Source organism: Micromonospora sp. RP3T (assembly GCF_003027925.1).
GTDB lineage: Bacteria > Actinomycetota > Actinomycetes > Mycobacteriales > Micromonosporaceae > Micromonospora.
In genome coordinates, this window is record NZ_PYPS01000009.1 from 53,905 (window position 1) to 78,291 (window position 24,387).

Annotated in this window: 24 protein-coding genes and 1 pseudogene; 6 read left to right on the plus strand and 19 right to left on the minus strand. The window is 72.6% G+C overall.

The annotated features are described in order from the left end of the window. Positions 1 to 197 precede the first annotated feature (197 nt). Positions 198 to 932, minus strand: coding sequence for a hypothetical protein (locus C8054_RS09835; RefSeq protein ID WP_107156450.1), 735 nt, complete (start codon positions 930 to 932; stop codon positions 198 to 200). 162 nt (positions 933 to 1,094) lie between these two features. Between C8054_RS09835 and C8054_RS09840 the strand changes: the two genes are divergently transcribed. Further along, on the plus strand, positions 1,095 to 2,309 hold the full coding sequence (locus C8054_RS09840; protein WP_107156451.1) for an arginine deiminase: 1,215 nt from the start codon (positions 1,095 to 1,097) through the stop codon (positions 2,307 to 2,309). Between the two features lie 73 nt (positions 2,310 to 2,382). Here the strand turns inward: C8054_RS09840 and C8054_RS09845 are convergent, their stop codons facing one another. The 11 genes from C8054_RS09845 to C8054_RS09895 form a co-directional block, all read right to left on the minus strand. After that, positions 2,383 to 3,267: a DUF5926 family protein gene (locus C8054_RS09845; protein WP_107156452.1), complete on the minus strand. Its 885-nt coding sequence runs from the start codon at positions 3,265 to 3,267 to the stop codon at positions 2,383 to 2,385. Between the two features lie 48 nt (positions 3,268 to 3,315). Beyond that, positions 3,316 to 3,765 (minus strand): ATP-binding protein, encoded by a 450-nt coding sequence (locus tag C8054_RS09850; protein ID WP_107156453.1) that lies wholly within the window; start codon positions 3,763 to 3,765, stop codon positions 3,316 to 3,318. A gap of 31 nt (positions 3,766 to 3,796) precedes the next feature. Further along, complete coding sequence (locus C8054_RS09855; RefSeq protein ID WP_107156454.1) at positions 3,797 to 5,251, minus strand: ATP-binding protein; 1,455 nt, start codon at positions 5,249 to 5,251, stop codon at positions 3,797 to 3,799. A 76-nt stretch (positions 5,252 to 5,327) separates the two neighbouring features. Next, on the minus strand, positions 5,328 to 6,119 hold the full coding sequence (locus C8054_RS09860) for a glycerophosphodiester phosphodiesterase family protein (RefSeq protein WP_107156455.1): 792 nt from the start codon (positions 6,117 to 6,119) through the stop codon (positions 5,328 to 5,330). Between the two features lie 12 nt (positions 6,120 to 6,131). Beyond that, complete coding sequence (locus C8054_RS09865; protein WP_107156456.1) at positions 6,132 to 6,467, minus strand: rhodanese-like domain-containing protein; 336 nt, start codon at positions 6,465 to 6,467, stop codon at positions 6,132 to 6,134. 28 nt (positions 6,468 to 6,495) lie between these two features. Then, positions 6,496 to 7,413, minus strand: a complete 918-nt coding sequence (locus tag C8054_RS09870; RefSeq protein WP_233219561.1) for an LCP family protein — start codon at positions 7,411 to 7,413, stop codon at positions 6,496 to 6,498. Positions 7,414 to 7,597: 184 nt separating this feature from the next. Next, entirely contained in the window at positions 7,598 to 8,812 is a 1,215-nt protein-coding gene (locus C8054_RS09875; RefSeq protein ID WP_107156457.1) for an LCP family protein, read from the minus strand. 140 nt (positions 8,813 to 8,952) lie between these two features. Beyond that, positions 8,953 to 10,188, minus strand: coding sequence for an LCP family protein (locus C8054_RS09880; protein ID WP_107156458.1), 1,236 nt, complete (start codon positions 10,186 to 10,188; stop codon positions 8,953 to 8,955). Positions 10,189 to 10,262: 74 nt separating this feature from the next. Further along, positions 10,263 to 11,243, minus strand: a complete 981-nt coding sequence (locus C8054_RS09885; protein ID WP_107156559.1) for an NAD-dependent epimerase/dehydratase family protein — start codon at positions 11,241 to 11,243, stop codon at positions 10,263 to 10,265. Positions 11,244 to 11,324: 81 nt separating this feature from the next. Beyond that, positions 11,325 to 12,998, minus strand: coding sequence for a cation acetate symporter (locus C8054_RS09890; RefSeq protein WP_107156459.1), 1,674 nt, complete (start codon positions 12,996 to 12,998; stop codon positions 11,325 to 11,327). Continuing rightward, entirely contained in the window at positions 12,976 to 13,344 is a 369-nt protein-coding gene (locus C8054_RS09895; protein WP_091061706.1) for a DUF485 domain-containing protein, read from the minus strand. Before C8054_RS09895 ends, C8054_RS09890 begins: the two co-directional genes overlap by 23 nt. A 224-nt stretch (positions 13,345 to 13,568) precedes the next feature. Between C8054_RS09895 and C8054_RS09900 the strand changes: the two genes are divergently transcribed. After that, positions 13,569 to 14,552, plus strand: a complete 984-nt coding sequence (locus C8054_RS09900; protein ID WP_107156460.1) for a hypothetical protein — start codon at positions 13,569 to 13,571, stop codon at positions 14,550 to 14,552. Positions 14,553 to 14,596: 44 nt separating this feature from the next. On the opposite strand, the pseudogene C8054_RS09905 reads toward C8054_RS09900, so the two are convergent. Beyond that, positions 14,597 to 15,339: pseudogene (locus tag C8054_RS09905) on the minus strand (flavin reductase family protein). Between the two features lie 105 nt (positions 15,340 to 15,444). Here C8054_RS09905 and C8054_RS09915 point away from each other — a divergent pair. From C8054_RS09915 to C8054_RS09925, 3 genes are read left to right on the plus strand one after another with little or no spacing between them, the layout of a single operon-like run. After that, entirely contained in the window at positions 15,445 to 15,753 is a 309-nt protein-coding gene (locus C8054_RS09915) for a Scr1 family TA system antitoxin-like transcriptional regulator (RefSeq protein WP_233219562.1), read from the plus strand. After that, a complete protein-coding gene (locus C8054_RS09920; protein WP_107156461.1) occupies positions 15,750 to 15,938 on the plus strand; it encodes a DUF397 domain-containing protein in 189 nt (62 codons plus the stop codon). Before C8054_RS09915 ends, C8054_RS09920 begins: the two co-directional genes overlap by 4 nt. Positions 15,939 to 15,956: 18 nt before the next feature. After that, positions 15,957 to 16,214 (plus strand): hypothetical protein, encoded by a 258-nt coding sequence (locus tag C8054_RS09925; protein WP_107156462.1) that lies wholly within the window; start codon positions 15,957 to 15,959, stop codon positions 16,212 to 16,214. Positions 16,215 to 16,340: 126 nt separating this feature from the next. Here C8054_RS09925 and C8054_RS09930 read toward each other — a convergent pair whose 3' ends face one another. The 5 genes from C8054_RS09930 to C8054_RS09950 form a co-directional block, all read right to left on the minus strand. Next, entirely contained in the window at positions 16,341 to 16,829 is a 489-nt protein-coding gene (locus tag C8054_RS09930) for an SRPBCC family protein (RefSeq protein ID WP_107156463.1), read from the minus strand. Next, positions 16,829 to 18,523, minus strand: coding sequence for an ABC transporter permease (locus tag C8054_RS09935; RefSeq protein ID WP_107156464.1), 1,695 nt, complete (start codon positions 18,521 to 18,523; stop codon positions 16,829 to 16,831). Before C8054_RS09935 ends, C8054_RS09930 begins: the two co-directional genes overlap by 1 nt. Then, positions 18,508 to 19,272, minus strand: coding sequence for an ABC transporter ATP-binding protein (locus C8054_RS09940; protein ID WP_107156465.1), 765 nt, complete (start codon positions 19,270 to 19,272; stop codon positions 18,508 to 18,510). The genes C8054_RS09935 and C8054_RS09940 overlap by 16 nt, the downstream gene beginning before the upstream one ends. A gap of 79 nt (positions 19,273 to 19,351) precedes the next feature. After that, entirely contained in the window at positions 19,352 to 20,992 is a 1,641-nt protein-coding gene (locus tag C8054_RS09945) for a cation acetate symporter (RefSeq protein ID WP_107156466.1), read from the minus strand. After that, positions 20,993 to 21,430 (minus strand): hypothetical protein, encoded by a 438-nt coding sequence (locus C8054_RS09950; RefSeq protein ID WP_107156467.1) that lies wholly within the window; start codon positions 21,428 to 21,430, stop codon positions 20,993 to 20,995. Between the two features lie 170 nt (positions 21,431 to 21,600). Here C8054_RS09950 and C8054_RS09955 point away from each other — a divergent pair, with 170 nt between their 5' ends. Next, positions 21,601 to 22,152: a Uma2 family endonuclease gene (locus tag C8054_RS09955; protein WP_158273833.1), complete on the plus strand. Its 552-nt coding sequence runs from the start codon at positions 21,601 to 21,603 to the stop codon at positions 22,150 to 22,152. 61 nt (positions 22,153 to 22,213) lie between these two features. Here C8054_RS09955 and C8054_RS09960 read toward each other — a convergent pair whose 3' ends face one another. Next, positions 22,214 to 24,295 (minus strand): carboxypeptidase-like regulatory domain-containing protein, encoded by a 2,082-nt coding sequence (locus tag C8054_RS09960; protein ID WP_107156469.1) that lies wholly within the window; start codon positions 24,293 to 24,295, stop codon positions 22,214 to 22,216. Between the last annotated feature and the right edge of the window lie 92 nt (positions 24,296 to 24,387).

Here is a 24,387-nt window from a genome sequence, read left to right on the forward strand (position 1 = left end):
CTAGCCGGTCGGCACGGCGACCTTCCGGCCGCGCTGCGCTCTCCGGCCGCCGGTGCCGCCCGTGGGGCCGGGGTGGCTCGGATGCCGGGGACATGCGTCGGTGCGGCGGGAGCCCCGGGGGGTGGGCGGCCGGCGACGACGCGGACCGACGAACCGGTCGGGGCGGTGCCGCGGACCGCGTGGCGTCGCCGGAGACGTTACCGGCGGGCGGCCCGCTTGTCAGCGGCCGTTCGGCCCTCGTCATACCACCGGTAGTCGGCGGATGGACGGTACGTGCCGTTCAGCCACGTCGAGGGCGCCTGAGCGACCCGCGACAATTTCTCGGCGGTGGCCGGGCTGATCCGGTTGCCGGCGGCCACGAGCAGCCGGTCCAGCTCCCGGTGGGTGGCCATGAGGCAGTCCTTCGGGAGGCCGTAGACGCTGATCACGCCGGAACCGACGAACGTCAGCACCGGCGTCACCGGGATCGGCAGCCCGACCGCGTCGGAGAGCGCCTTGCTGGCCCGCTTGGCATCCCGGCGGGCTTCGGCCACATAGGGCGGACGCTTGCCGTTGATCTGCACGACGTCGCCGGCGACCAGCACCCGGGCCCGGCCGTGGTCGGCGACGGTTACCGCGAAGAGGCCGCTCGGCCCGATCGCGAGGAACCCGGCCCGGTCGGAATCGCCCTGGTCGAACAGCGCGTCGGCCGGGTCCGTCCGGGGCCACTCGATGACGTGCCAGGCGGGCCCGAGGTGGTCGAGCTGCCCCAGGGCGCGGGCGCCGGCGGCCTCCAGCCGGCGGGCACCCCGCTCGGCACGGCGGCGGCGGGCCCACTCCAGAGGAGTCGGTCGAGCCGGCTCGAGCGCCGAGGCGGTATCGACCCGGGGATGTGCCGCGGGAGGCGGCAAAGCCCGGCTCGGCACGGCCCGGCGAGCGGGAAAGACAGTCATCGCGACCTCCGGCAAAAGGTCTCTCGAAGTTATGTCTCCACTACCCTACGTTGCACACCCGGGGGTTCGGCAAGTTGGACCGCCGGAGTGAGTGCGGATGAATGCCATATTCATTCACACTTCTTTTCCGGATGGTGCGGAAGCCTGCCCTAGGCTGCGGGGGTGACGCACTACGTGGACAGCGAAGTGGCTCGACTCGGCACGGTACTGCTGCACCGCCCGGGGCCGGAACTCGCCCGCCTCACCCCACGCAACAACGACTCCCTCCTCTTCGACGCTATCCCATGGGTGGGACGGGCGCAGGAGGAGCACGACGCGTTCGCGGCGGCGCTGCGCTCGCGCGGCGTGGAGGTGCTCTACCTGGCTGACCTGTTGACCGAGACGCTCGCCGTGGCGGACGCCCGGGCCGAGCTGACCGAGCAGGTGCTGCGGTCCCCCCGACTCGGCGACACGCTGCGCGCCCGGGTCGCCGACCACCTGGCCTACCTCGACCCGGCGGCGCTCGCCGACGTGTTCATGGCCGGGCTCGCCCACGAGGAACTGCGGATCGGCGCGGAACGACCCGGCGGTCTGGTCTGGACGCTGATGGACCGGCACGACTTCGTCATCGACCCGCTGCCCAACCTGCTCTTCACCCGCGACTCGTCCTTCTGGATCGGCGACCGGGTGGGCGTGACCAGCCTGGCCATGCCGGCCCGGCGACGGGAGACCACGATCACCGACGCGATCTACCGCCACCACCCGCGCTTCGTCGGCACCGAGTTGGTCTACCACCCCGGGCTGGAGCACCTGGAGGGCGGCGACGTGCTGCTGCTCGCCCCGGGCGTGCTCGCCGTCGGCGTGGGCGAGCGCACCACCCCGGCCGGCGCGGAGCGGCTGGCCCGGCAGGTCTTCGCCGCCGGGCTGGCGCACACCATCCTGGTGGTGCCGATCGCCCAGGAACGCGCCACCATGCACCTGGACACGGTCTGCACCATGGTCGACGTGGACGCCGTGCTGATGTACCCGAACATCGCCAGTGAGCTGTCCGCGTACACCGTCGTCGCCGGCGCGGACGGCGAGCCACGGGTCGACGGCCCGGCGCCGTTCCTGCGGGCCGCCGCCGACGCGATGGACCTCGACCAGCTCCGGGTGATCGACACCGGCCTCGACCCGGTGACCGCCGAACGGGAGCAGTGGGACGACGGCAACAACACGCTCGCGCTCGCGCCACGCCTGTGCGTGGGCTACGAACGCAACGTGGAGACCAACGCGCAACTGGAGCGCGCCGGCATCGAGGTGATCGCCATCGCCGGCTCCGAACTGGGCTCCGGCCGAGGCGGCCCCCGCTGCATGTCCTGCCCCCTGGTCCGCGAGAAAGGCGGGGCCCCCGCTTAACGCCTGCGGTAGAGAAGGGGCCCCTTCTCACACGTGCGTGTTAAGCAGGGGCCCCTCCTTGCACCGGGGGCGGTCAGCGGAGGGTGAGCTGGCGACCGAGCAGGCCCTGCCGGGCCCGGCGTCCAGCGGCGTCCAGCGGCTCCCGCTCGGCCAGCGCCTCGGCGTAGCGCTTGGCGAACTCGGCGACCGGGCCCTCCCACGCGGCGGCCGGGGTGTCCTCCGGCAGGTCCCAGACCGGTGCCAGGCGGCCGTGCGCCCGGAACATGCCGGCGAACTTCGTGTCGTCGCCGAGCGTCAGCGTGCCGGTCGCGCCCAGCCGGGACAGGGCGTCCAGCGCCGCGTCCTCGTCGTCCGGCAGCACCCAGCGCACGTGGGCCTTCTCCGGCACCTGGCACCAGTACGCCGCCCGGGCCGCGTCCAGCTTGACGGTCGGGTAGACCGCCGCGTTGGCCCGCTCCAAGGACGCCTGCACGGTCGGGTCGTCGGTGGCGCCCGGGTCGAGCCAGAACTCGAACCCGTCGTGCATGCTGATCTCCAGCGGCCCGTCCACCAGGATGTCCTGGAGGCGGGGGCCGGGCCCGGGCAGCGGCGGCACGCTCACCTGGCCGCCCGGCTCGGTCCGCAGCGCGCAGAGCAGCGCGTCGGCCAGGTCCCGGGAGACGTCGCCGGACTGCTGGTGCCGCTGGAGGCCGATCAGGACCCGGCCGTCCGCCTTGGCTACCGCCGGGGCGGCCATCGGCAGCACGGTGGCCAGGACGACCGGCCGGTCGCCGTACTCCTCGACCAGCTCGGGGGTCAACCGCAGCGGCGCGGACGCGGCCGGCACCAGCTCCCGCAGGGCGATCCACTCCGGCTCGTCGACCAGGCCCTCGAACGGTCGGGGTACGAAGATGTCGCGCACCTTCTCCCGCTTCGGGGTGGCTTCGGTGGCCCGTTGGCTCTTTCGACGCTTGCTCACGGCCAGACAGCCTAGATGCCGGAACGAACGCCCGTGGGTCGGACCCGCTCAGCCGGCGGCGACCAGGTCCGTCCGGTGCGACCCGGTCGGGTCGAACTCCGCCCACACGCTCTGGCCCAGGCCGTCCCGCTCGACACCCCAGCGGCTGGCCATCCCGGCGACGATGTGCAACCCGCGCCCGTCGACCGCGTCGGGGGGCGCGACGCGCATCCGTGGGCCGGTGCCGGCACCGGAGTCGGTGACCCGGAGCAGGACGGCCGGCCCCCGGTCGGTGGCCCGCACCCGCCAGGCCACCCGGACCACGCCGCCGGGCAGCGCCTCGGCGTGCCGGACCGCGTTGCCGACCAGCTCGGCCAGGACCGCCACCAGGTCCGCCAGCAGCGCCGGGGGGACGACGCCGGTCAGCTCGTCGGCGAGCCGGTGCCGGGCCACGCGCGCGCCGGTCGCGTGGTGGGGCACCACCACGCACCACGACCGTTCCGCCGGTCCCGTCGACACGCCGTTCCTCTCCACCCGTGGACGCCGCGGATCAACCCCGGGGCAGTCGCACCTCCGCGACCGTACCTCCGCCGGCCCTCGGCCGGAGGGACACCCAGCCGTTCTGCTGTTCCACGATCTGCCGGACGAGGTAGAGGCCCAGGCCCGCGCCGGGGTAGCGCCGGCGGTCACCGGACTCGCCCTGCCAGAACCGGTCGAAGGCCCGTTCCACGTGCTCCGGCCGGATTCCGATGCCCCGGTCGGCGACCCGGAACGAGACCGTCCGCTCGTTCGCGTCGGCGCCGATCTCGATCGGCGTGTCCGGCAGTGAGTACTTGCCCGCGTTGGTGCCCAGCTCGGTGAGGACGGTGGTCAGGCTGTGCCGGTCGCCGAGCGCCTTGGGCAGGTCGGCGGGCAGGTCGAGCACGATCCGGTGGCGCAGGTCGGCGGGCAGGTCGAGCACCGCCGCCCGCAGCGCGTCGACCAGGTCGAACGGGGCGGCCGGTTCGCCACCGGGGCGGTTCTCGGTGGCGGCGGTGAGCAGTCGGTCGACCAGCCGGGCCAGCTCGTTGGCGCGCTGGCCGATGATCCGGGCGGCCTGCCTCCGGTCGGCGTCGGTGAGCGACTCCCAGTGGTCGGTGAGCGTGTCCGCGTACCCCTTGATCACGGTGACCGGGGTGCGCAGCTCGTGGCTGGTCACCGCCACGAAGAGGTCCCGGTCGTGGTCGCGCCGCTGCTGGTCGGTGATGTCCCGGAAGGTGACCACCCGCAGCGCGGTGGGGCCCGGCAGCTCGCCGGAGGTGATCCGCAGCCAGCGGCCGTCCGGCAGCCGATGGTCCAGCACCTGCCCGGGCGGGGGCAGCGGGAACGGCAGCGGCCGGCTCAGCGCCTCGTCCACCGACCGGCCGGTCACCTGGGCGGCGGCCGGGTTCCAGAGCCGGACCCGCTGGTCGCGGTCGACCACGGCCAGGCCGTCGGCGAGCGCCGCCACGACCGGGCCGTCGCCGTGCACCGGCAGGCCGGTCTGGTCGCCGTACATGTGCGCGATGCAGGCGGCGACGTACCCGACGACGGCGCGCTGCGAGGCGTCCAGCGGCTCGCCGGTCCGGTAGAGGGCGTGCAGGCTGCCGACGGTCAGCCCGGCGATCTCGGCGCGGGCCACGATCATCCGGCGCAGCCCCCGGCCGACCACCTCGTCGGCGAGCGCGCCCGGGATCGCGTCCACCCGGACCTCCCGGACCGGCGGGCCGGCCAGCAGGCAGACGGTGGCCGGGTCGGTGGCCGGCAGCGGGCGGCCGATGACGAACTCGGCGCTGCCGGTCGCCGCGATCACCCGCCCGCCGGCCGGGGTGAACTCCACGAAGACCAGGCCCGCCGCGTCGAGCGCCGGTTCGACCTCCCGGAGCAGGCGGGTGAGCACGGAGAGGCCGGACTCACCAGAATTGATCATGTGGATCGCGCTCGTGTGGCCGGCGATGAGGGTGGGGTAGTCGGTTCGCTCCGGCATGCCCCGAGTCTGCCGCGCCGGCCGCGCCGGGGACACCCCCTCCCCGGGCGACCGGCCCCGGGCGGATCGACCGGGCTCACCGGCCCAACCGGGCCAACGCGCGGGCCGGCCGGTCGGTGATCACGCCGTCCACCCCGGCGGCCAGCACGAGTTCCAGATCCTCCGGTTCGTTCACGGTCCAGACGTAGACCGCGTTGCCGGCGGCCCGCAGCGCCGGGACGAGCTGCGGGCGGGCCCGGACCAGCTCCACCCCCGGGCCGGCGATGCGACTGCCGAAGGGCAGCCGGCCCAGCCGCAGCCAGCGCGGCAGCACCTCCAGCAGCAGCACGGTGGGCAGCGCCGGCGCCAGCTCGCGGATCCGGCGCACGGCCAGCGGCGAGAAGGACATCACGGTCACCTGGACCGGGTCGTCCGGGCCGGGCTCGGCCAGGCCGTGCCGGCGCAGCAGGTCGACCAGCCGGCGCTCGACGTCGCCCCGGTAACGCGAGGGGTGCTTCGTCTCGATCAGCAGCCGGACCGGCCGCCCGGCGGCCAGCACCGCGTCGAGCAGCCGGTCCAGCGTGAGCAGCCGGATGTGCGACTCGTCGAGCCGGGCCGCCGCGACCGCCTCCGCCGCGGCGGGGTGCCAGGAGCCGAAGTCGAGCGCCTCCAGCTCGGCGAGCGTACGCGCGCTGACCAGGCCGTGACCGTTGCTGGTCCGGTCGAGTCGACGGTCGTGCACGCAGACCAGGTGCCCGTCGCGGGTCAGCCGGACGTCGCACTCCAGCCCGTCCGCGCCCTCGTCCAGCGCGCGCAGGTAGGCGGCGAGCGTGTGCTCCGGCAGGTCGTACGAGGAGCCTCGGTGGGCGAAGACCAGCGGTTCGGTCATGACGGACGTGCCTCAGACGACTCTTCCCGGCTGCCCGTCGTCGGTGACCACGGGACGGCCGGCGGCGGCCCAGTCGCCCATCCCGCCCTCGACGTTGCGGACCTGGTCCCACCCGTTGCGCAGCAGGTAGCCGACGACCTGCCCGGAACGGCCGCCGGACCGGCAGATCACCGCCACCTCGCGATCGTCGGGGATCTCGGCGAGCCGGGCCGGCAGCTCGGTCATCGGCAGATGGTGGGCGGCCGGCGCGTGGCCGGCGGCCCACTCGTCGTCCTCCCGGACGTCGAGCAGGTAGACGTCGTCGGGCACGGCCGACGCGGGCACGCTGGGAAGGTGGGCTCCGAACACGGGTCAAAGCCTAGTCGCCCGGCGGCGTTCAGAGCCGGTTGACCCAGCGCGGGTTGACGGCGGCCCACTCCGGCATCCGGGTGTCCTGCAACGCGGTGAACAGATCGCCGCCGTCGGGGTCCAGCACCACGTACGACACCTGGTCGATGGTCTGCGGGTGGGAGGGCAGCCGGACGCCGCGCAGCGCGTCCGCCGGCAGCGCGCGGAGCGCGAACACCAGTTCGTCCAGGGGTACGCCGTTGGTGTCGACGGTCAGCGCCCCGCCGACCGCGCGCAGCACCCGGTCCAGCTTCACCGGGTCGCCGCGCAGGTGCGTCTCGCCGGCCCGGTCGAGCACCGCCCGTAGCATCTGCTGCTGGTGCCGTTGCCGGTCGTAGTCGCCGTTCGGCAGGTCGTAGCGCTGCCGCACGTAGTCGAGCGTCCGGGCCCCGTCCATCTGTTGACAGCCGGGTTCGAACCGGATGCCGGTGTGGATCGACCGGACCGGCGTGTCCACGCACATGCGGATGCCGCCGAGCTGGTCGATGACCCGGGTGAAGCCGGAGAAGTCGACGAGCGCGGCGCCGTCGAAGCGGACCCCGGTGAGCCGGGTCAGGGTGGCGCTGAGCAGCCGTGCGCCGCCCTCGCCCCCGCCGCCGTGCTCGTACGCGGCGTTGACCTTGTCCTGGCCGCCGGGCCAGCCGGGCGCCGCCGGGACGGCGACCAGCAGGTCGCGCGGGACGGAGATCAGGTACGCCTGCCGCATGCCGGCCGGCACGTGCACGATCAGGATGGTGTCCGAGCGCTGGTCGGCGGCGTTCGCGCCGGGCCGGTGGTCGGAGCCGATCAGCAGGTAGTTGAGGGCGCCGTCCAGGTCGGTCCGCTTCTTCCGGGCGGTCGGGTCGAGCAGTTGCTCCTTGACCACCGTGCGGTCGTACCGGTGGGTGAGCCAGTGCAGCCCGGCCACGCCGAGCGTGGCGAGCAGGACCAGGGCGAGGCCGCTGCCGAGCAGGAACCGGGGCCAGCGGGCCGGTCGAGGCCGCCCGCGTCGGTTCCGTGCTGGTCTGGACGTGACGATCCCCCCGTGGCGCCGACCTGAGACCCGCTCAGGTCAGGCTACGGGGGGACGGGCCGGCCGGTGCCGGCTTTCGTCACTTCCGGGTGGAGAGGACGGTCGGGTTGGCCACGATGAAGTCGGCCAGCTTGTCGTTCTTGACCGCCTGGAACATGTCCATGGTCGTCTCGTTGAACGTCTCCCGGCCGTTGCTGTTGCCGGCGAACGTCCCGCCGTTGGTGCGCAGCGTGACCAGGTCGTTCCCGCTGAGGTTCTTGAGCGTGAAGATGAAGTCGGCGATCGGTACGCCGCCGGTGTCCAGCACGAACGCCTTCCCGGCAGCCTTCATCAGCGAGTTCAGCTTGATCGGGTTGGTCAGCATGCCGCCGTCGGTGGCCTTCTTGGCCATCGCCTTGATGAGCTGCTGCTGGTTCTGCTGCCGGTCGTAGTCGCTGTTGGGCAGGCCGTAGCGCTGGCGGGAGTAGTCGAGCGCCTCCCAGCCCTCCATCTCCTTGCAGCCCTTCTTGTGCACCACCGGCTTGTAGGGCTTGCCGGTCTTCTTCGCGTCCGCGTTCCACATCGGCTTGCCCTCGACCATCGACATGTGGTGCGACGGGACCTCGTGGCTGACGCAGATCCGCACCGTGCCGAGCGCGTCGATGACGTTCTTGAAGCCGCCGAAGTTGATGATCGCGGCGCCGTCGAAGCTGATGCCGGTCATCCCCTTGATCGTCTTGGCCATCAACTGGGCGCCGCCCTCCCAGCCGCCGCCGTTCTGCGCGCCGTGGAAGAACGCAGCGTTGATCTTGTCGGTGCCGCCCTTGTAGCCACTGTTCTTGAACGCCGGGATGCGGGCCTCGGTGTCCCGGGGGATCGAGATCAGGTAGGCCTGGTCGTGGCTGGCCGGGATGTGCAGCACGATGATCGTGTCCGACCGGACGTCGTCGGCGGCCCAGCGGGCCCGGGCGTCCACGCCGAGCAGCAGCATGTCGATCGGGCCGTCCAGGCTGTTGCCGCCCTCGGCCTCGCTCTTGCCCGCCTCGCCGAGCAGGTTGCGCTGGGCGATGTTGTTGGTGGCCTGACCGATCACGGCCTTGCTGCCGACGATAGCGACGCCGCTGGTCACCATCAGCACCGCGCCGAGGACCAGGGTGAGCTTCGCCCAGAGCGGGTCCTTGCGCTTGGTGCGCTTCTTCTTCCCGCCGCCGGGACCACGGCCGCCGGGACCGGGCTGCGTGGGGATGACCGGGGGAACCCGCCCGGATGATCCGGGTGCCGGTGACTGCGGGCGACGACTGGTCTGGACCGACATGCGTGCTCCAGCTCGGTGATCGGGGGCGGGACCACTTTACGTATCCGTTCCCGTTCTCGCGACCTCCTGAGGCGGGTATTCCCGTCAATCCCGGCCGATGGTGCCGAGATGTGGCCGAACGGGCGAGGCTGCGCGCCCGGTCAGCCGCCGGCGCTGTCGCCCGAATTCTTCTGGTTGGCCGCGAGCCAGTCGGCCATCTTGTCCCCGGCGATGGCCTGGTACATCGCCAGCGCCTTCTCCCGGTCGGAGACCACCACCGACTGGCCGTCGACGGTCTGGCCCCCCAGGTTCGGGCTGGTGACGAACGTCAGGTTCTCGCCCCGCAGGCTGCGGAACTGCACCGCCATGTCGGTCAACGAGAATCCCTGGTCGACCGTGACGGCGGCGGTGACCGACTTCAGGAAGTCGTTCAGCTTCTTCGGGTTGGTGAGCGTGCCGGTGCTCGCCGCCTTGTCCATCAGCGCCTTCAGGAACTCCTGCTGGTGGCGCATCCGGGCGAAGTCGCCGTCCGGGAACTGCTTGCGCTGCCGGACCCAGTCCAGCGCCTCGGCGCCGTTCATGTGGTTCACGCCCTTGGTGAACGTCCGGTACGGCTTGTGGATCGAGGTGACGGTGCGCTCCACCTTCAGGTCGACGCCGCCCAGCGCGTCGGTGACGTCCTTGAAGCCGGCGAAGTCGATGGCCATGACGTGGTCGATGCGTACGTCGGTGAAGCACTCCACGGTCTTCACCGCCAGCGGCAGGCCGCCGAACGCGAACGCCGCGTTGATCTTGTTGCGTGAGCCGGAGTCGCAGGACGCGCCCGCGTTCTCCGGGATCGGCACGTACAGGTCACGCGGCACGGAGACCAGGTAGGCGCGCTTGTGGTCGGCCGGGATGTGCATGACGATCACGGTGTCCGCCCGCCACTTGCCGGCGCCGTCGACCGGGGCGTCCGGGTCCCGCGAGTCGCTGCCCACCAGCAGGATGTTGAACGCGCCGTCGACCTGCTTGGCCGGCCGCCCGCCGGTGATCTCCGAGAACGGATCGGTGCGGGCCAGGTCGTCGTCGAGGTTGCGGGCGTAGAACCAGGCGCCGATCCCACCGAGCAGCGCCAGCACCAGCACCGCCACGCCGGCCACCAGGCCGATGCGCCCCCAGCGCGGACGGGGCCGGCGGCCCGGGCCACCGAAGCCGCCGCCGCCCGTGCCACCGGGACCGCCCGGCCCACCCGGGCCGCCCGAGCGGGGCGCCTCGTCGTGTGACGGGTACCAGCGGGTTTCCGTGGCGCGGGCGCGCGCGGTGGCACCCCGGCCGGAGCCGGGGACCGAGGCGCGGCCCGCACCCCGGTTCAGGGGGCGGGGGAGGGGGACGCCGGCAGACGAGGTCGCGGACATGTAACCGAGGGTAGGTCGGCCGTTCCACCACCGCGCTCAGGCGCGCGCGGCGCTCAGCCGGCTGACAGTCGGGCTCAGTACCCTAGCCGCCCGCGGAAGTACGCGATGGTGCGTCCGAGGCCGTCTTCGGGCGTCACGCTCGGCTCGTATCCGAGCAGCTCACGGGCGAGCGTCAGGTCCGGGCGGCGCATCTCCGGGTCGTCCGAGGCGCGCGTGATGTAGCTCACCTCGGAGGTGCTGCCGGTGAGTGACACGATCGTCTCAGCCAGTTGCCGCATCGACATCTCGTGCTCGGTGCCGCAGTTGATCGGGCCGGTCTGCGTCGAGTCGAGCAGCAGCAGGATGCCCCGCACCAGATCGTCGACGTAGCAGATGGAGCGCGTCTGGTTGCCGGTGCCGTGCACCGTGATCGGCTCGCCGCGCAGCGCCTGGGAGATGAACGTCGGGATGGCCCGGCCGTCGTCCGGCCGCATCCGCGGGCCGTACGTGTTGAAGATCCGGACGATCGCGGTGTCCGTGCCCCGGCTGCGGTGGTACGCCATGGTGGCCGCCTCGGAGAAGCGTTTCGCCTCGTCGTAGACGCTCCGGATGCCGATCGGGTTGACGTTGCCCCAGTACGTCTCGCGCTGCGGGTGCTCCTTCGGGTCCCCGTACGCCTCGGAGGTGGAGGCCATCAGGAACCGCGCGCCGTCGGCGGTGGCGCGCTCCAGCAGCGCCAGCGTGGCGACCGAGCCCACCCGGAGGATCTCCACCGGGAGCTTCTCGAAGTCGGTCGGGCTGGCCGGGGACGCCATGTGCAGGATCGCGTCGAACCGCTCGGTCATCGCCGGGTGGTCGGTCGGCAGGCCGTCGGAGATGTCCGCCTCGACCAGCGTGAACGTCGGCTTCTCCAGCAGGTGGGACACGTTGTCCTTGGAGCCGGTGACGAAGTTGTCCAGCACCACCACCGTGCAACCGCGCTCGACGAGCCGGTCGACCAGGTGGGACGGGACGAAGCCGGCGCCGCCGGTGACGAGGATGCGGTGTCCGGCACCAAACCGGGGAGCGACCTTCATGCCCAGCACCCTATAGGGGTAAGGCGGGGCCCCCGCTTAACGCCTCCGGTAGAGGCGGGGGCCCCGCTTAACAACTACCCGTCAGTGCGCGCCCGCGCCGGTGAGCGAGCGCACCTCCAGCTCCGCGTACTTGTCGTCGTCGCGCTCCTTGGACAGGACCGTGCCGAGCCAGCCGCACAGGAAGCCGAACGGGATGGAGAGGATGCCCGGGTTCGACAGCGGGAACCAGTGCCAGTCCTGGTCGGGGAACATCGCCGTCGGCGCGCCGGAGACGACCGGGGAGAAGAAGACCAGCAGTACGGCGGCGAGCAGGCCGCCGTAGATCGACCACACCGCGCCCGAGGTGTTGAACCGCTTCCAGAACAGGCTGTAGAGGATCGCCGGCAGGTTGCCGGAGGCGGCCACCGCGAACGCCAACGCGACCAGGAACGCCACGTTGAGGTTCTGCGCGAAGATCGACAGTACGATCGAGACCGCGCCGATCACCAGCGCGGAGATCCGGGCGACGTTCACCTCCTGCCGCTCCGACGTCTGGCCGTTCTTCACCACGTTGGCGTAGAAGTCGTGCGCCAGGCTGGACGACGACGCCAGCGTCAGCCCGGCCACCACCGCGAGGATCGTGGCGAACGCGACCGCCGCGATGATCGCCAGCAGTGTCGCGCCGCCCAGGTTCCCGCCGAAGAAGTCCGCGCCGAGCGCCTCGGCGAGCTGCGGCGCGGCCGTGTTGCCGGCCTTGTCCTGCGCGGTGATCGCCTGCCCGCCGACGATCGCCGCCGCGCCGAAGCCGAGCGCCAGGGTGAGCAGGTAGAACGCGCCGATGATGCCGATCGCCCAGAGCACGCTCTTGCGGGCCGCCCGCGCGGTCGGCACGGTGTAGAAGCGGATCAGGATGTGCGGCAGGCCGGCCGTGCCGAGCACCAGCGCGATGCCCAGCGAGAGCAGGTCCATCTTGCTGTAGAACGTCTTCAGCGCGTCACCGGGCGTCTCCACGCCGTACCGCAGCCCGGGTTCCAGGAACGCCGCGCCCTTGCCGGAGGCGTCGGCCGCGTCACCGAGCAGCGAGGACAGGTTGAACTTGTACTTCGCGAGCACCAGCAGCGTCATCACCAGCGCGCCGGTCATCAGCAGGAACGCCTTGACGATCTGGACGTACGTGGTGCCCTTCATGCCGCCGACCGTGACGTAGATGATCATCAGCGCGCCGACCAGCACGATGGTGGCCACCTTGGCGGTGTCCGCGTCCATGCCGAGGAACGTGGTGCCCGGCTTGATGCCCAGCAGCAGCGCCACCAGCGCGCCGGCACCGACCATCTGGGCCAGCAGATAGAAGATCGACACCGTGATGGTGGAGACCGCCGCCGCGGTCCGGACCGGCCGTTGCCGCATCCGGAACGCCAGCACGTCCGCCATCGTGTACCGGCCGGAGTTGCGCAGCAGTTCGGCGACGAGCAGCAGCGCCACCAACCAGGCGACCAGGAAGCCGATCGAGTACAGGAAGCCGTCGTAGCCGTAGAGCGCGATGATGCCGGCGATGCCCAGGAAGGACGCGGCGGACATGTAGTCGCCGCCGATCGCCATGCCGTTCTGGAAGCCGGAGAAGGAGCGGCCACCGGCGTAGAAGTCGGTGGCGGTCTTGGTCTGCCGGCTGGCCCAGATCGTGATCGCCAACGTGATCGCCACGAAGATCAGGAACAGCGTGATGGTGAGGTTGCGGGCGGTGGTGCTGCCCGCCTCAGCCGCGAGGACCGTGTTCATGGTTCACCTCCCCCATCTCGGCGCGGATCCGGTCGGCGACCGGGTCGATCCGCCGGTTGGCGAACCGCGAGTAGAGCCAGGCGATGACGAACGTGGAGACGAACTGGAGCAGACCGAAGACCAGGGCGACGTTGATGTTGCCGACCAGCTTCGTGCCCATGAATCCCCGCGCGTACGCGGAGAGGATGACGTAGAGCGCGTACCACAGGAAGAACGCGACGGTCATCGGGAAGACGAAGCCGCGCAGCGCGCGCCGCAACCCGGCGAACTCGTCCGACCGTTGGACGGCTAGGTACCGTTCCGCCGTCGACTCGGAGGGTGCGGACGCGGGTGTGTCCGTGGACATCTGTGGATCACCACCTTCGCAGGCGTGGGGGATTTTCCGGGCACGCTAGAGAGCGCGCCTCCCGGCGCGAAAGGCTCAGCCTGGCCCCGGGCGACGGCTGCGCCGAACGGCGCCCCCGCTGCGCCCAGTGACCCAGATCACTCCGCTGAGCGGTCGGATCCGGGTCGGCCGTGAACCCGGACGCAACCCGGGCCGTCGTGGGGGGCACCTTCGGAAGGAGTGCCATGCCAGCGACGAGAGGGCATCTCTACCTGCCCTATGGCGACGACAGCAGCATCCAGGTCGACTACGTGCACAGTGGCCAGGACGCCAGCCGGACCACCGTGCTGGTGCCGTTCGCGGTGGACCCCGCCTGGCGCGTGCGGATCGAGGAGGCGGTCCGGGCGAATCACCCCGAGCGCACGAACATCCAGATCAGCAACGCGGCGACCGGCGAGGTCAGGTACGTCGGCCGGCAGCCGACCGAGTCGACCCCCTCCCCGGAACCGGATCAGGTGGTGCGCCCCACCCCGGAGCAGAACAACGACCGCGCCCGGAACATCGTCGGCAACTATCTGACCGGCAGCGACATGTACACCGACGAGCACCGTTCGGTGCTGGCGGACGACAGCCGGGTGCACCACCCCGGCTACAGCGAGTTCGTGTCGCAGGTGGCGGCCAACGACGCCGGGGCGCCCGGGCAGGCGTTCGGGCGGGCCGCGCACGTGGAGGGCATCACCACCCGGGGGCCGGTCGGGGAACGCGACACCTACCTCAACCCGAACAACCACACCGTTTTCGCGCAGGCCCACGAGAACTTCCACCGCATCGAGCACCCCAGCCTCCAGGCGCCGGGCAGTCGTCTCACCGACTCCACGGTGGAGGGGATGACGGAGTACATGACGCAGTCCGCGGCCGGGCTGGACTTCCGGACGGCGGGCCCGCCGGGGCAGCGCGGCTTCACCTATCGGGAGGAGACCCGGACCGTCCGCGACGCAGTCCGCGACGGCGGGTACACGAACCAGGACGTCCAGCGTGCCTACCTGCGGGGCAGCGAGAGCCCGACGGAACGGATCGCGCAGGTCCAGAACGGGGACCGGGCTGCGATCGCCCGGATGACCAGCACCCCCGACGCGAGCCAGGGCGGCAATCGGAGCGTCCGTCCGCCGAGCGGTGGCGCGTCCGGCCCGTCCACCGGCCAGCAGCGCGGCGGCGGGCTCGCCAAGTAGCCCGGTCGGGAACCTCCGGGCCGCTCGTGTCGGAGGTTCCCGACCTAGTCGGTCAGCTCCCGGTAGCGCCCCCGGTAGTGCAGCAGAGGGGTGCTCTCGCCGGGGAGGTCGACCGTTTCGATGGTGGCCTCGACCAGCAGACCCCAGCCGTACTCGCGGGCCGTGTCGAGCCGGCAGCCGGCCCAGCCACCGGCGTCCGCCGGCACCGGCCCGTACGGCGTCTCGGTCCAGGCGTCCAGCGCGAACAGGCCGCCGGGCGACGGGAAGAGGCCGGCGAAGCGGTCCGCGAGCTGCCGGTGGCGCGGGCCCAGCGGCGCGACCGCGAACCGTCCGGCGTCCTCGACCGCCGCCCACAGCTCCGACTCCGCGTCGACCAGGCCGAGCAACCGGTCCGGCTCCCCTTCCGCGACCAGCGTGGAGGAGACGGTGAGCCCGGCCGGGCCGGGCGCGGTCCAGAGTGTCACCGGGGCGGCCAGCCGGCCACGCAGCCGGCGTACCGGCGAGCGCTGCCCGGCCGGCACGGCGAACGGATCGGTGTGGTGGATCTCGGCACCCGGCTGCTCATGATTCACGTGAAACATTCTGCCGCCCCGGGCCCGCGCCCAGCCGAGGAAGCGCCGGTGCAGGTCCGTGGCGTCGCTGAGCTGGGCGTTCGCCTCGGCGAGCAGCCCGCCGAGATGGACAACAGCGCCGTCCGGTCGCCCCGGAACTCACGCAGCAGCCCGAGCCGGGCCGGCTGGCACGGCCAGGGCGCCCCGCACGCCCGGCAGCGCCACGCCGGCCGCATCGGTACGTGCGCCCGGCTCCTCCCGATCTTGGAAGCTACGGGCCCCTCCGGGGGCACTTTTCTTCCAAGATCTTCCGGATCTCTTCGCACTCGCGCCTCCCTGGGATGGGGTCGCCCCGACCGGGGGATGGTCGGGGCGACCCGTCGCAGGACCGGCCGCCGGGTCGTGGCCTCCGCCTGCACGTCCTGCCCCTCGACATCGGCGCGCATCTCTCACTGGGCGGTGGCTTCGCCATCGCCGAACTGCCGGGCGGCGAGCACATGCTCTGCCTCGACAACCCGGCCCGAGGGCAGATTGCCGACCATCCGGAGTGGATTCGCCTCATGCTGCGCAAGTGGGAGATCCTGCTCGGGGAGGCACTGCCGGAACGTGCCTCGCTCGATCTCGTCCACAAGTTGAAGGTGACGCCGTGAACCAGCCCGCATGGCAGAAATCGTCGCGATCCGACAACGCCGGTAACTGTGTCGAGGTGGCGGGCAATCTGCCCGGTGTGGTGCTGGTCCGGGACAGCAAGGACCCGTCCGGCCCGGCCCTCACCTTTACGCCGGACGCCTGGCGGTCCCTGCTGGCCGACCTCCACCGCGCGCCGCTCGACTGATCCGCCTACCCTCCGGGCATGGCTCTCGTTCCTCCGCAGAAGCTCGCCCAGGACCGCATGATCACCGCCGAGGCCATCGTCGGCGGTCAGGTCGACCTGCGCGCCTACCCGCACCGGCACCTCATGATCATCGCCCGGCACAAGTGGGGCAGCAGTGGCTTCCCGCCGCTGATGGAGGCGGTCGAGCACCTGTCGAACTACGGCTGGGAGCTGGTCAACGTGCTCAGCGTCGGCGACGGTCACCACGTCTACGCCGCGATGCGCCGCACCATGTAGCGCCTCCCTCCGGCGACGCCCCTCCACGGCCGGAACAATGCACCGGTCTTTCCTGTCATGACTCTGGGTCATATTTATGACTCACGGTCATAGCGTGAAAAAGTAAACTGCCGCCGAGCGCCGAGCCTAGGACGGCAGCGTGCGGCGGGCGGCGGCCAGCACCTCGGGGTCGGCGCAGCCGGCCGCGTACCCGGCGATCCGGCGGCGGATGTCCCGGCCGAGCAGCCACCCGCCGATCCGCTCGGCCACCGGACGCAGGAACGCCGGCCGGCACCGGAAGTTGTACCGCCAGGTGGCGACCGTGGTGCCCGGCTCCGGGCCGGGTGCGAAGCGCCAGCCGCCGCCGAAGCGTTCGAAGAACCACGGGCCGCTGACCATTTTCATGCCCACGTTGGTCGGCGGTGCCCAGGAGACGTACTCGCTGACCATGGCCAATCCGCGCCGGGAGCGGGTGAACGTGCGCACGCCCCGGCCGGGGCGGGTCGCGCCGTCGACGAAGTGCTGCTCGCGGACGAACGGGTCCCACCGGTAACGCACCGGGGCGACGGTCTGGGAGACCGCGAACGCCAGCTCCGGCGGGACCGGCACGGTGACGACCGCCTCGACGACCGGCATCAGCGCCTCGGCGTGACCGAGGCCAGCAGCTCCGGCTGCCGACGGTCCAACGCGTCCCCGGCCAGGTACGCGCCGAGCAGCGCCGCGCCCGCCCCGTACGCCAGGCCGGCCGGCAGCGCCAGCCAGAGCCAGACGTCGCCGAGCAGCCCGGCGGCCACCACGAACGGGATCGCCGCCGCCGCCGAGGACACCATCGACAGCAGCGTGAACAGGCTCTTCGCGATGCCCGCGCCGGTGTTCATGGCGAACGGGTTGCTGGTCTCCGGCAGCGAGTACGCGCCGAGCACCGAGATGAACCCGTTGATCGCCAGCCCGCAGCCGTACGCGGCGAACAACCCGCCGGCCATCACCCCGAGCCATTCCGGCCGTCCGAGCACGACGCCCAGCACCACCGCGACGACCAGCAGGATCGGCACCACGTAGAGCGAGAACGCCGCCATCCGGGCGCGCAGCTCCACCCGCCCCGGCACGCCGGCGACCACGTTCGCCGCGTACGCGCTGCCGTCGAAACCGAACTGGTTGGCCAGCGTCACCGAGGCGAGCACCCCGACGAAGACCATGGAGATGCTGACCAGCACCGGGGAGGAGTTGGCGCTGGCCTCGCCGAACGCGGCCCCGCCCTCGACCGCGAGCGACGCGCCACCCAGGTTGACCATCACCGGCACGAACACGCCCACCACGGCGATCGTGATCAGGTTGGCCCGCCGCCGGGCGTCCCGCCACCAGTAGCGGCACTCGCGGGCCACCAGTGCGCCGAACCGGTCCCGCCGGGCCCAGCCGACCGCGCGCGGGAAGAGCTGCGCGACCGCGCCGCCGACCACGCCGCGCGGGGTCCGCGCAGGCCCGGCGCTCGCCGCGCCGACCATCGCCGACTCCAACGACCGCGACCACCAGAGCAGGAGTACGCCGACCGTCGCGGCGGCGATCAGCAGCTTCGCCACGGCCGCCCCGGCCCGGCCCTCGGCCACGTCGATGCCGGCCGTCCAGGGCGCGCCGAACGGCGTCCAGCCGACCACCCGGGCCACCCCGGTCAGCCGGTCCCAGTCGGCGCTGCGCACGGCGGCCAGCACCAGCAACTGCAACGGCCCGAGCAGCGCGGCCAGCACCGCGAGCAGCACGGCGGCCAGGTCACGGACCCGGCGGGACCGCAGCATGGTGGCGAACGCGCTGGTCACCGCGCGGGCCCCGGCGACGCAGACCAGCAGCCCGGCGACCACGCCGACGGCCTCCACCAGCGCGGCCGACCAGCCGCCCAGCGCGCCGGCGGTGATCACCAGCCCGGCCACCGTGATCAGGGTGGCCAGCGCCGGCACGCTGACCAGCGCGGCGGCGAGCAGGCCGGTGACCAGGGTCCGGCGGGAGAGCGGCAGCAGCGCGAACCGGGCCGGGTCCAGCGTCTCGTCCACGCCGAAGAAGACCAGCGGCAGCAGCAGCCAGCCGAGCGTCAGCACGCCGCCGCCGAACGCGGCGGCCAGCAACGCGTACCGGGGTTCGTCGGCCAGGCCGGGCGCGGCCAGCAGGAAGAACCCGGTCGCGGCGAACCAGAGCGCGAACAGCACACCCAGCACGAACAGGGCGATCCGCCACGCCTGGCCCCGGAAGTTGTTGCCGAGCACCCGCAGCTTCAGCCGGACGAAGTGCCGGGGCGAGACGGCCCGCGCCGGGGGCTCGACGGCGGTCACCGGGACAGCCACGACAGCTCCTCGCCGGTCGCGGTCCGGCCGCCGACGACCTCGACGAAGACGTCCTCCAGCGACCGGTCGCCGCGCACCTCGGTCAGCGTGCCGACCCGCTTGATCGTGCCGTCGGCCAGGATCGCCACGTGCGAGCAGAGCCGCTCCACCACCTCCATCACGTGGCTGGAGAAGACCACCGTGCCGCCACCTGTCACGTACCGGTGCAGGATGTCCCGGATCAGCGCCGCCGAGACCGGGTCGACCGCCTCGAACGGCTCGTCGAGCACCAGCAGGCGCGGGCCGTGCAGCAGCGCGCAGGCCAGGCCGATCTTCTTCTTCATGCCGGCCGAGTAGTCGACCACCAGCGTGCGGCCGGCGTCGCCGAGCGCCAGCACGTCGAGCAGCTCCGCCGCCCGCTGGTCGACCACCGCCGGGTCCATGCCGCGCAGCAGGCCGTGGTACGCCAGCAGCTCCGCCCCGCTGAGCCGGTCGAAGAGGCGTACGCCGTCGGGCATCACGCCGAGCAGGCTCTTCGCGCGGACCGGGTCGGCCCAGACGTCGTACCCGAGGACGCGGGCCTCACCGGCGTCGGGCCGCAGCAGGCCGACGGCCATGGAGAGGGTGGTGGTCTTGCCGGCCCCGTTCGGGCCGAGCAGGCCGTAGAACGAGCCGGTCGGCACGGCCAGGTCGACTCCGGCCACCGCGACCTTCGTGTCGAAGCGCTTGGCCAGGCCACGGAGGTGCAGGGCCGGGTGCTGATCGGTCATGGTCCGACGGTAGCCCGGCCCGGCCAGCGCCCGCTCGGGCCGTAGGACGATCTTTCCGTCATACCTGAGAGGTACGCGGCTACAGGCGCAGCGACTCCGGCGTGTGCAGGCGGAGCATGGTGGTGCCCACGTCGCGGGGCAGGCGTCGCCGGCTGGCCATGGAGACCACCACCATCACCGTGAACGCCAGCGGCACCGTCCACGCCGCCGGCTGGGTGGTGAGCGTCGCCGGCCAGCCGGTAAGCGGCGGGCCCAGCACGGTGAGCAGCACCGCGCCGATCGCCGCTCCGCCGCCCACCAGCACCCCGGCGGCGGCGCCCAGGTCGGTCAGGCCGCGCCACCAGATGCCGAGCACCAGCAGCGGGCAGAAGCTCGACGCGGCGACCGCGAACGCCAGCCCCACCACCTGCGAGACGTCCAGCCCGGAGACGTTCAACGCGAGCACCGCCGGCACCGCGCCGGCGATCACCGTGGCGAGCCGGAAACCGCGTACCGAGCCGCGGCCCAGCACGTCCGTGGAGATCACCCCGGCGACGCTGGTGAGCAGCCCGGACGAGGTGGAGAGGAACGCCGCGAACGCGCCGGCGGCGACCAGCGCGGCGAGCAGCCGGCCGGTGACGCCGTCGCCGAGGGCCGCGCCGGGCAGCAACACCACCACCGCGTCGGTCTGACCGCTGACCAGCAGTTGCGGCGTGTAGATCCGGCCCAGCACGCCGTAGATCGTGGGCAGCAGGTAGAAGACGCCGACCAGGGCCAGCACCACGAGCGTGGTGCGCCGGGCGGCGGCGCCGTCCGGGTTGGTGTAGAAGCGCACCAGCACGTGCGGCAGCCCCATGGTGCCCAGGAACGTGGCCAGGATCAGCGAGTACGTCGCGAACAGGCTGCGGTCGTCGTCGCCGGCGGTGTCCGGCAGCAGCCAGTCGGTGGCGGCGATCGCCGCGCCGGACACCTCCGGCACCGGGTCACCGGCGGCGAAGTCGAGGCGATCGCCGGGGCGTACCTCCCGCACGTCGCCGTCGGGCAGGGTGAGCGTCGCGCGGTGCTCGACCACCACGGTGGTCGCGGTCCGGAACGCCGGCCCGTCGGGTGGCGTCACCGCCGGGCGGGCGTCGGCCTGCCACTGCAACGCCAGGAAGATCGCCGGTACGGCGAGCGCGGTCAACTTGAGCCAGTATTGGAAAGCCTGCACGAAGGTGATCGCCCGCATGCCGCCCAGCGCCACGTTCGCGGTCACCACCACGGCCACCAGCAGCGCCCCGAGCGGGTACGGCGAACCGGTCAGCGTGGCAAGCGTCAGCCCGGCGCCCTGCAATTGCGGCACCAGGTAGAGCCAACCGATGAAGATCACGAAGACGGTGGCGATCGTGCGGAGCCGACGCGACCCGAGCCGCACCTCGCAGAAGTCCGGCAGCGTGAACGCGCCGGAGCGGCGCAGCGGGGCGGCCACGAACAGCAGCAACGCCAGGTAGCCGGCGGCGAACCCGACCGGGTACCAGAGCACGTCCACGCCGTACTTGAGGATCAGCCCGGCCACGCCCAGGAAGCTGGCCGCCGACAGGTACTCCCCGCCGATCGCGGCGGCGTTCCAGGTCGGGCTGACCGCCCGGGACGCGACCAGGAAGTCGGACGTGGTGCGGGCCAGCCGCAGGCCGTAGAAGCCGATGCCGACGGTGACCAGGGTGACCGCCACGATCGCGGGGACCACGTACCCGTTGGCCATTCAGCGCTCCGGCCGCTGGACCAGGTCGACGAAGTCCTGCTCGTTGCGTTCCGCCAGCCGCACGTACGCCCAGCCGACCACGATCAGGAACGGGAACGCGGCCACCCCGAGCAGCACCCACGGCAGGTTCACGCCGAGCACGGTGACCCGCCCGACCGACGGCGCGATGGCGAACAGCCACGGCAGGCCGCCCAGCCCGATCACCACCAGCAGGCTGAGCCGCAGCGCCAGTGAGAGCTGGGCGCGCATCAGGCCCTGCACCAGCGTCTCGCCGACCCGGGTCTGCTGGGTCAGCTCGGAGCGGGTGCGGTCGGCGCGGCTGCCGGTCCGGGAGACCTCGGCCAGCACGACCCGGGTCCGCTGCGGCACGCGCGGGCCGGGGACCGGGGCCGCCGCGACGGGCTGCCCCGCCGGCTGCTGGTCGTCGGCTGCGGTCATCCCCGGCAGTCTCGCCCGCTCAGCGTGAATGTCAAGCGCAGCGTGGACGGCGCTGTGCACAACCTGTGGATAACGCCGCACACCTGTGGACAACCCGGTGGATGAGCGCGGTGTCGTTGTGGACGGCCGACCCGGATGTCAGGGTGAGCGGGTAGAGAGGAGGTGTGACAGTGACCAGCCCGGCACGGCCCGGCAGCGGCGACGCCTGGACGGTGGACGACCTCCAGGACCTCCCCGAGGACGGCCAGGACTACGAGATCTTCGACGGGAGCCTGCTCGTGTCCCCACACGCGGACGTCCGCCATGGAGCGATCGCCAACCGCCTCCGCCGGCTCCTCGACCGGCAGGCGCCGACCGGCCTGCTCGTCGGGCAGGACGTCGGGGTCAGCGCGAAACGGTCCTCCTACTTCGTGCCCGACGTGTTCGTCGCCCGCGAGGAGGCGCTGGAGCGGGGCGGCCCCGCACTGGCCCCGGCCGACGTGCTGCTCGTGGTCGAGGTCGTCTCGCCGGGCAACGCGGGCCGAGACCTGGTGCTCAAGCGTCACGAATACGGCGCGGCCGGCATCCCCCACTACTGGCTCGTGGAGCCGCGGAAGCAGACGCTGACCGTGCTGGAACACGTCGGCAACGGCTATCGCGAGGCGGCCGTCCTCACCGCCGCCGACGTCCACCGGGCCGACCACCCTTTCCCGCTCGTCCTGCCGGTCGCCGAGCTGTTCTGACCGCCCGCCCGTCCACGACGGGAGGGGCCGGCCCCGTCGGGACCGGCCCCTCCCTGTCGGATCAGCTCGTCGGGACCACCAGGTCGGCGGTGAGCGTGCCGGTGGCCGGCACCACGAACAAGCCGAGCTTGCGGGCGCCGTCCGGCCCGGTCACCAGGTAGCGGCCGGAAAAGTCCTGGCCGGCGAACGACACGTCGTAGGTGACGTAGACGCGCTGCCGGCCGGTGACCTGGAGCGTGTAGCGGCCGTCCGACATCCAACCGGAGCCGGCGACATCACCGGTGTCGGCGCTGCGGGCGACCACCCAGCCGTTGGTGAACGACGCGCCGTCCTGGTTGGTGAACGTGCCGGTCACCGTGCTGCCCGCCCGCATGGCGGTGTCGAGGGTCGCGGTGCCCCCCGCGGTCACCGGCACCGGCGTGGCGGTATAGCGGCTGACCGCGTCACCGGACCAGTGGACGGCGTACGGGTGGCCGCTGAACACCACCGGCCAGGCGTACGGGCCGAGCCGGTCGAGCGTGTAGCGGCCCTGCTCGTCGGTGCTGGCGTCGTTGACGCCGACGCCGGGGTGACCGGTCAGCACCGAGACGTCGACCGAGTTCGCCGGCTTGCCGGTGGCCGCGTCGGTGACCGTGCCGGTGATCCGGCCGGCCGGGTCGAGCCGGACCTGCGGCCCGGCGGTCACCGTGCCGACCGTCGCGGTGACGGTGGCGGCCTGCCGCTCGTCACCGGTGCCGCCGTCGGCGCCGACCCACTGCCGACCGTAGGGGGCGTCGCCCGGGTCGGCGAAGAGCCGGTAGGTGCCACCGGCCAGCGGACCCACCCGGATCCGGCCGGCCTGGTCGCTGCAGTTGCCGTGCCCGTCCACCAACTTGGCCTGCTTGGGCAGGAACGCGTCGAGGCAGACGTCAGCCACCGGCCGCCCGGTGGCCCGGTCGACGATGGTGCTGGTGATGAGCGCGCCCGGGCGCAGCTTCGGGGCGACGTCGGTGGTCTGGCCGGCCAGCACCCGCACGGTGAGGCGGCGGTCGAAGTGCAGGCGGTCCGCCGTGTAGACGTAGATCTCGTGCCGGCCCTGCGGCAGGCCGGTGACGGTGACGGCACCGGTGCCCCGACTGCACGTCTCCGTCGACTCGACGCAGAAGTCGGCCACCGGGGCGCCGGTGACCGAGTCGACGGCGCGGACCCGCACGGAGCCGGTGCCGAGCAGCGCGTCGGCGATCCGGGTCCGCTGCCCGCCGCGCACGACCACGAGGTTCGCGTCGGTGTAGTCGAGCTTGCCCCGGTAGTACTGCGTCCGGTCGTCGGTCTCGAAACGCACCTTGTACGAGCCGGCCAGCAGCGCCGGGACGGTGAAGGTGCCGTCGGCGGCGGTCTCGGCGTCGACCCCGCCGTACATGTTGGCGGTGTTGACCGCGACCCGGGCGGAGGCGAGCGGCGCGCCGGTCGCGGTGGTGAACGTGCCGGTGAGGCTGCCGGTGGGCAGCACCGTCTCGTTGACCACGGTCTCCTGGTCGGCGGTCACCCGGTAGCGGCCGGCGTCGACCTCGTCGAGCTTCCCGGGGACGTACTGGGTCTGGTAGGAGCCCTCGATCGGCCGGAAGGAGAGGGTGTAGTCGCCGGGCGTCGCGGCGATCCGGAAGCGCCCGTCCTCGTCGGTGGACCCGTAGGCGTTCCCGGAGCTGTCGGGCCGGTCGGCGTAGATGCTCAGCCAGGCGACGGGTGCGCCACCGGCGTCGGTGATCCGCCCGGTGAGCAGGCCGGTGGCCCGGAGCTGGTCGTCGGCGGTGGCGGTCTCGCCGCTGCCCACCGTCACCGGGTCGGCGTCCCAGATCACGGCCTGCTGCCGGTAGTACTGCGCCGGCTGGTCGACCGGCTGGAAGCCGACGAGGTAGCGCCCCGCGTCCAGCCCGCCGACCGACCAGCGGCCGTCGCTGTCGGTGGTGGTCCAGCCGGCCGTGGCGTAGCTGTCGGCGTCGAACACCTCGACCTGGGCGTCGGCCGCGCCGGCGCCGGAGCTGGTGGTCAGCCGTCCGCTGACCGTGCTGGTCTCCGCGGCCTGCGCCGGGGCTGACCCGGGCAGGATGAGGAAACCGGCGACGACGGCCGCGGTGGCGGCACGACGTGCGAAGGAAAAACGCATCTGCGTCCCAACGTGAGGATGGTGGGGCGACCCCGCGCAGGCTTCGCCCACACCGCCCCCCGCGCCCCGTCCGGGATCGGCCCGGCCAGGAT

Bases quoted from the DNA above. Each gene is read 5' to 3' on its own strand.
- C8054_RS09960 (WP_107156469.1), bottom strand. From the start codon at position 24,295: ATGCGTTTTTCCTTCGCACGTCGTGCCGCCACCGCGGCCGTCGTCGCC.
- C8054_RS09895 (WP_091061706.1), bottom strand. From the start codon at position 13,344: ATGTCCACGGACACACCCGCGTCCGCACCCTCCGAGTCGACGGCGGAA.
- C8054_RS09900 (WP_107156460.1), top strand. From the start codon at position 13,569: ATGCCAGCGACGAGAGGGCATCTCTACCTGCCCTATGGCGACGACAGC.
- C8054_RS09875 (WP_107156457.1), bottom strand. From the start codon at position 8,812: ATGTCGGTCCAGACCAGTCGTCGCCCGCAGTCACCGGCACCCGGATCA.
- C8054_RS09890 (WP_107156459.1), bottom strand. From the start codon at position 12,998: ATGAACACGGTCCTCGCGGCTGAGGCGGGCAGCACCACCGCCCGCAAC.
- C8054_RS09835 (WP_107156450.1), bottom strand. From the start codon at position 932: ATGACTGTCTTTCCCGCTCGCCGGGCCGTGCCGAGCCGGGCTTTGCCG.
- C8054_RS09885 (WP_107156559.1), bottom strand. From the start codon at position 11,243: ATGAAGGTCGCTCCCCGGTTTGGTGCCGGACACCGCATCCTCGTCACC.
- C8054_RS09950 (WP_107156467.1), bottom strand. From the start codon at position 21,430: ATGACCGCAGCCGACGACCAGCAGCCGGCGGGGCAGCCCGTCGCGGCG.
- C8054_RS09945 (WP_107156466.1), bottom strand. From the start codon at position 20,992: ATGGCCAACGGGTACGTGGTCCCCGCGATCGTGGCGGTCACCCTGGTC.
- C8054_RS09925 (WP_107156462.1), top strand. From the start codon at position 15,957: ATGGCTCTCGTTCCTCCGCAGAAGCTCGCCCAGGACCGCATGATCACC.
- C8054_RS09880 (WP_107156458.1), bottom strand. From the start codon at position 10,188: ATGTCCGCGACCTCGTCTGCCGGCGTCCCCCTCCCCCGCCCCCTGAAC.
- C8054_RS09915 (WP_233219562.1), top strand. From the start codon at position 15,445: ATGGGGTCGCCCCGACCGGGGGATGGTCGGGGCGACCCGTCGCAGGAC.
- C8054_RS09940 (WP_107156465.1), bottom strand. From the start codon at position 19,272: ATGACCGATCAGCACCCGGCCCTGCACCTCCGTGGCCTGGCCAAGCGC.
- C8054_RS09930 (WP_107156463.1), bottom strand. From the start codon at position 16,829: ATGCCGGTCGTCGAGGCGGTCGTCACCGTGCCGGTCCCGCCGGAGCTG.
- C8054_RS09860 (WP_107156455.1), bottom strand. From the start codon at position 6,119: ATGACCGAACCGCTGGTCTTCGCCCACCGAGGCTCCTCGTACGACCTG.
- C8054_RS09855 (WP_107156454.1), bottom strand. From the start codon at position 5,251: ATGCCGGAGCGAACCGACTACCCCACCCTCATCGCCGGCCACACGAGC.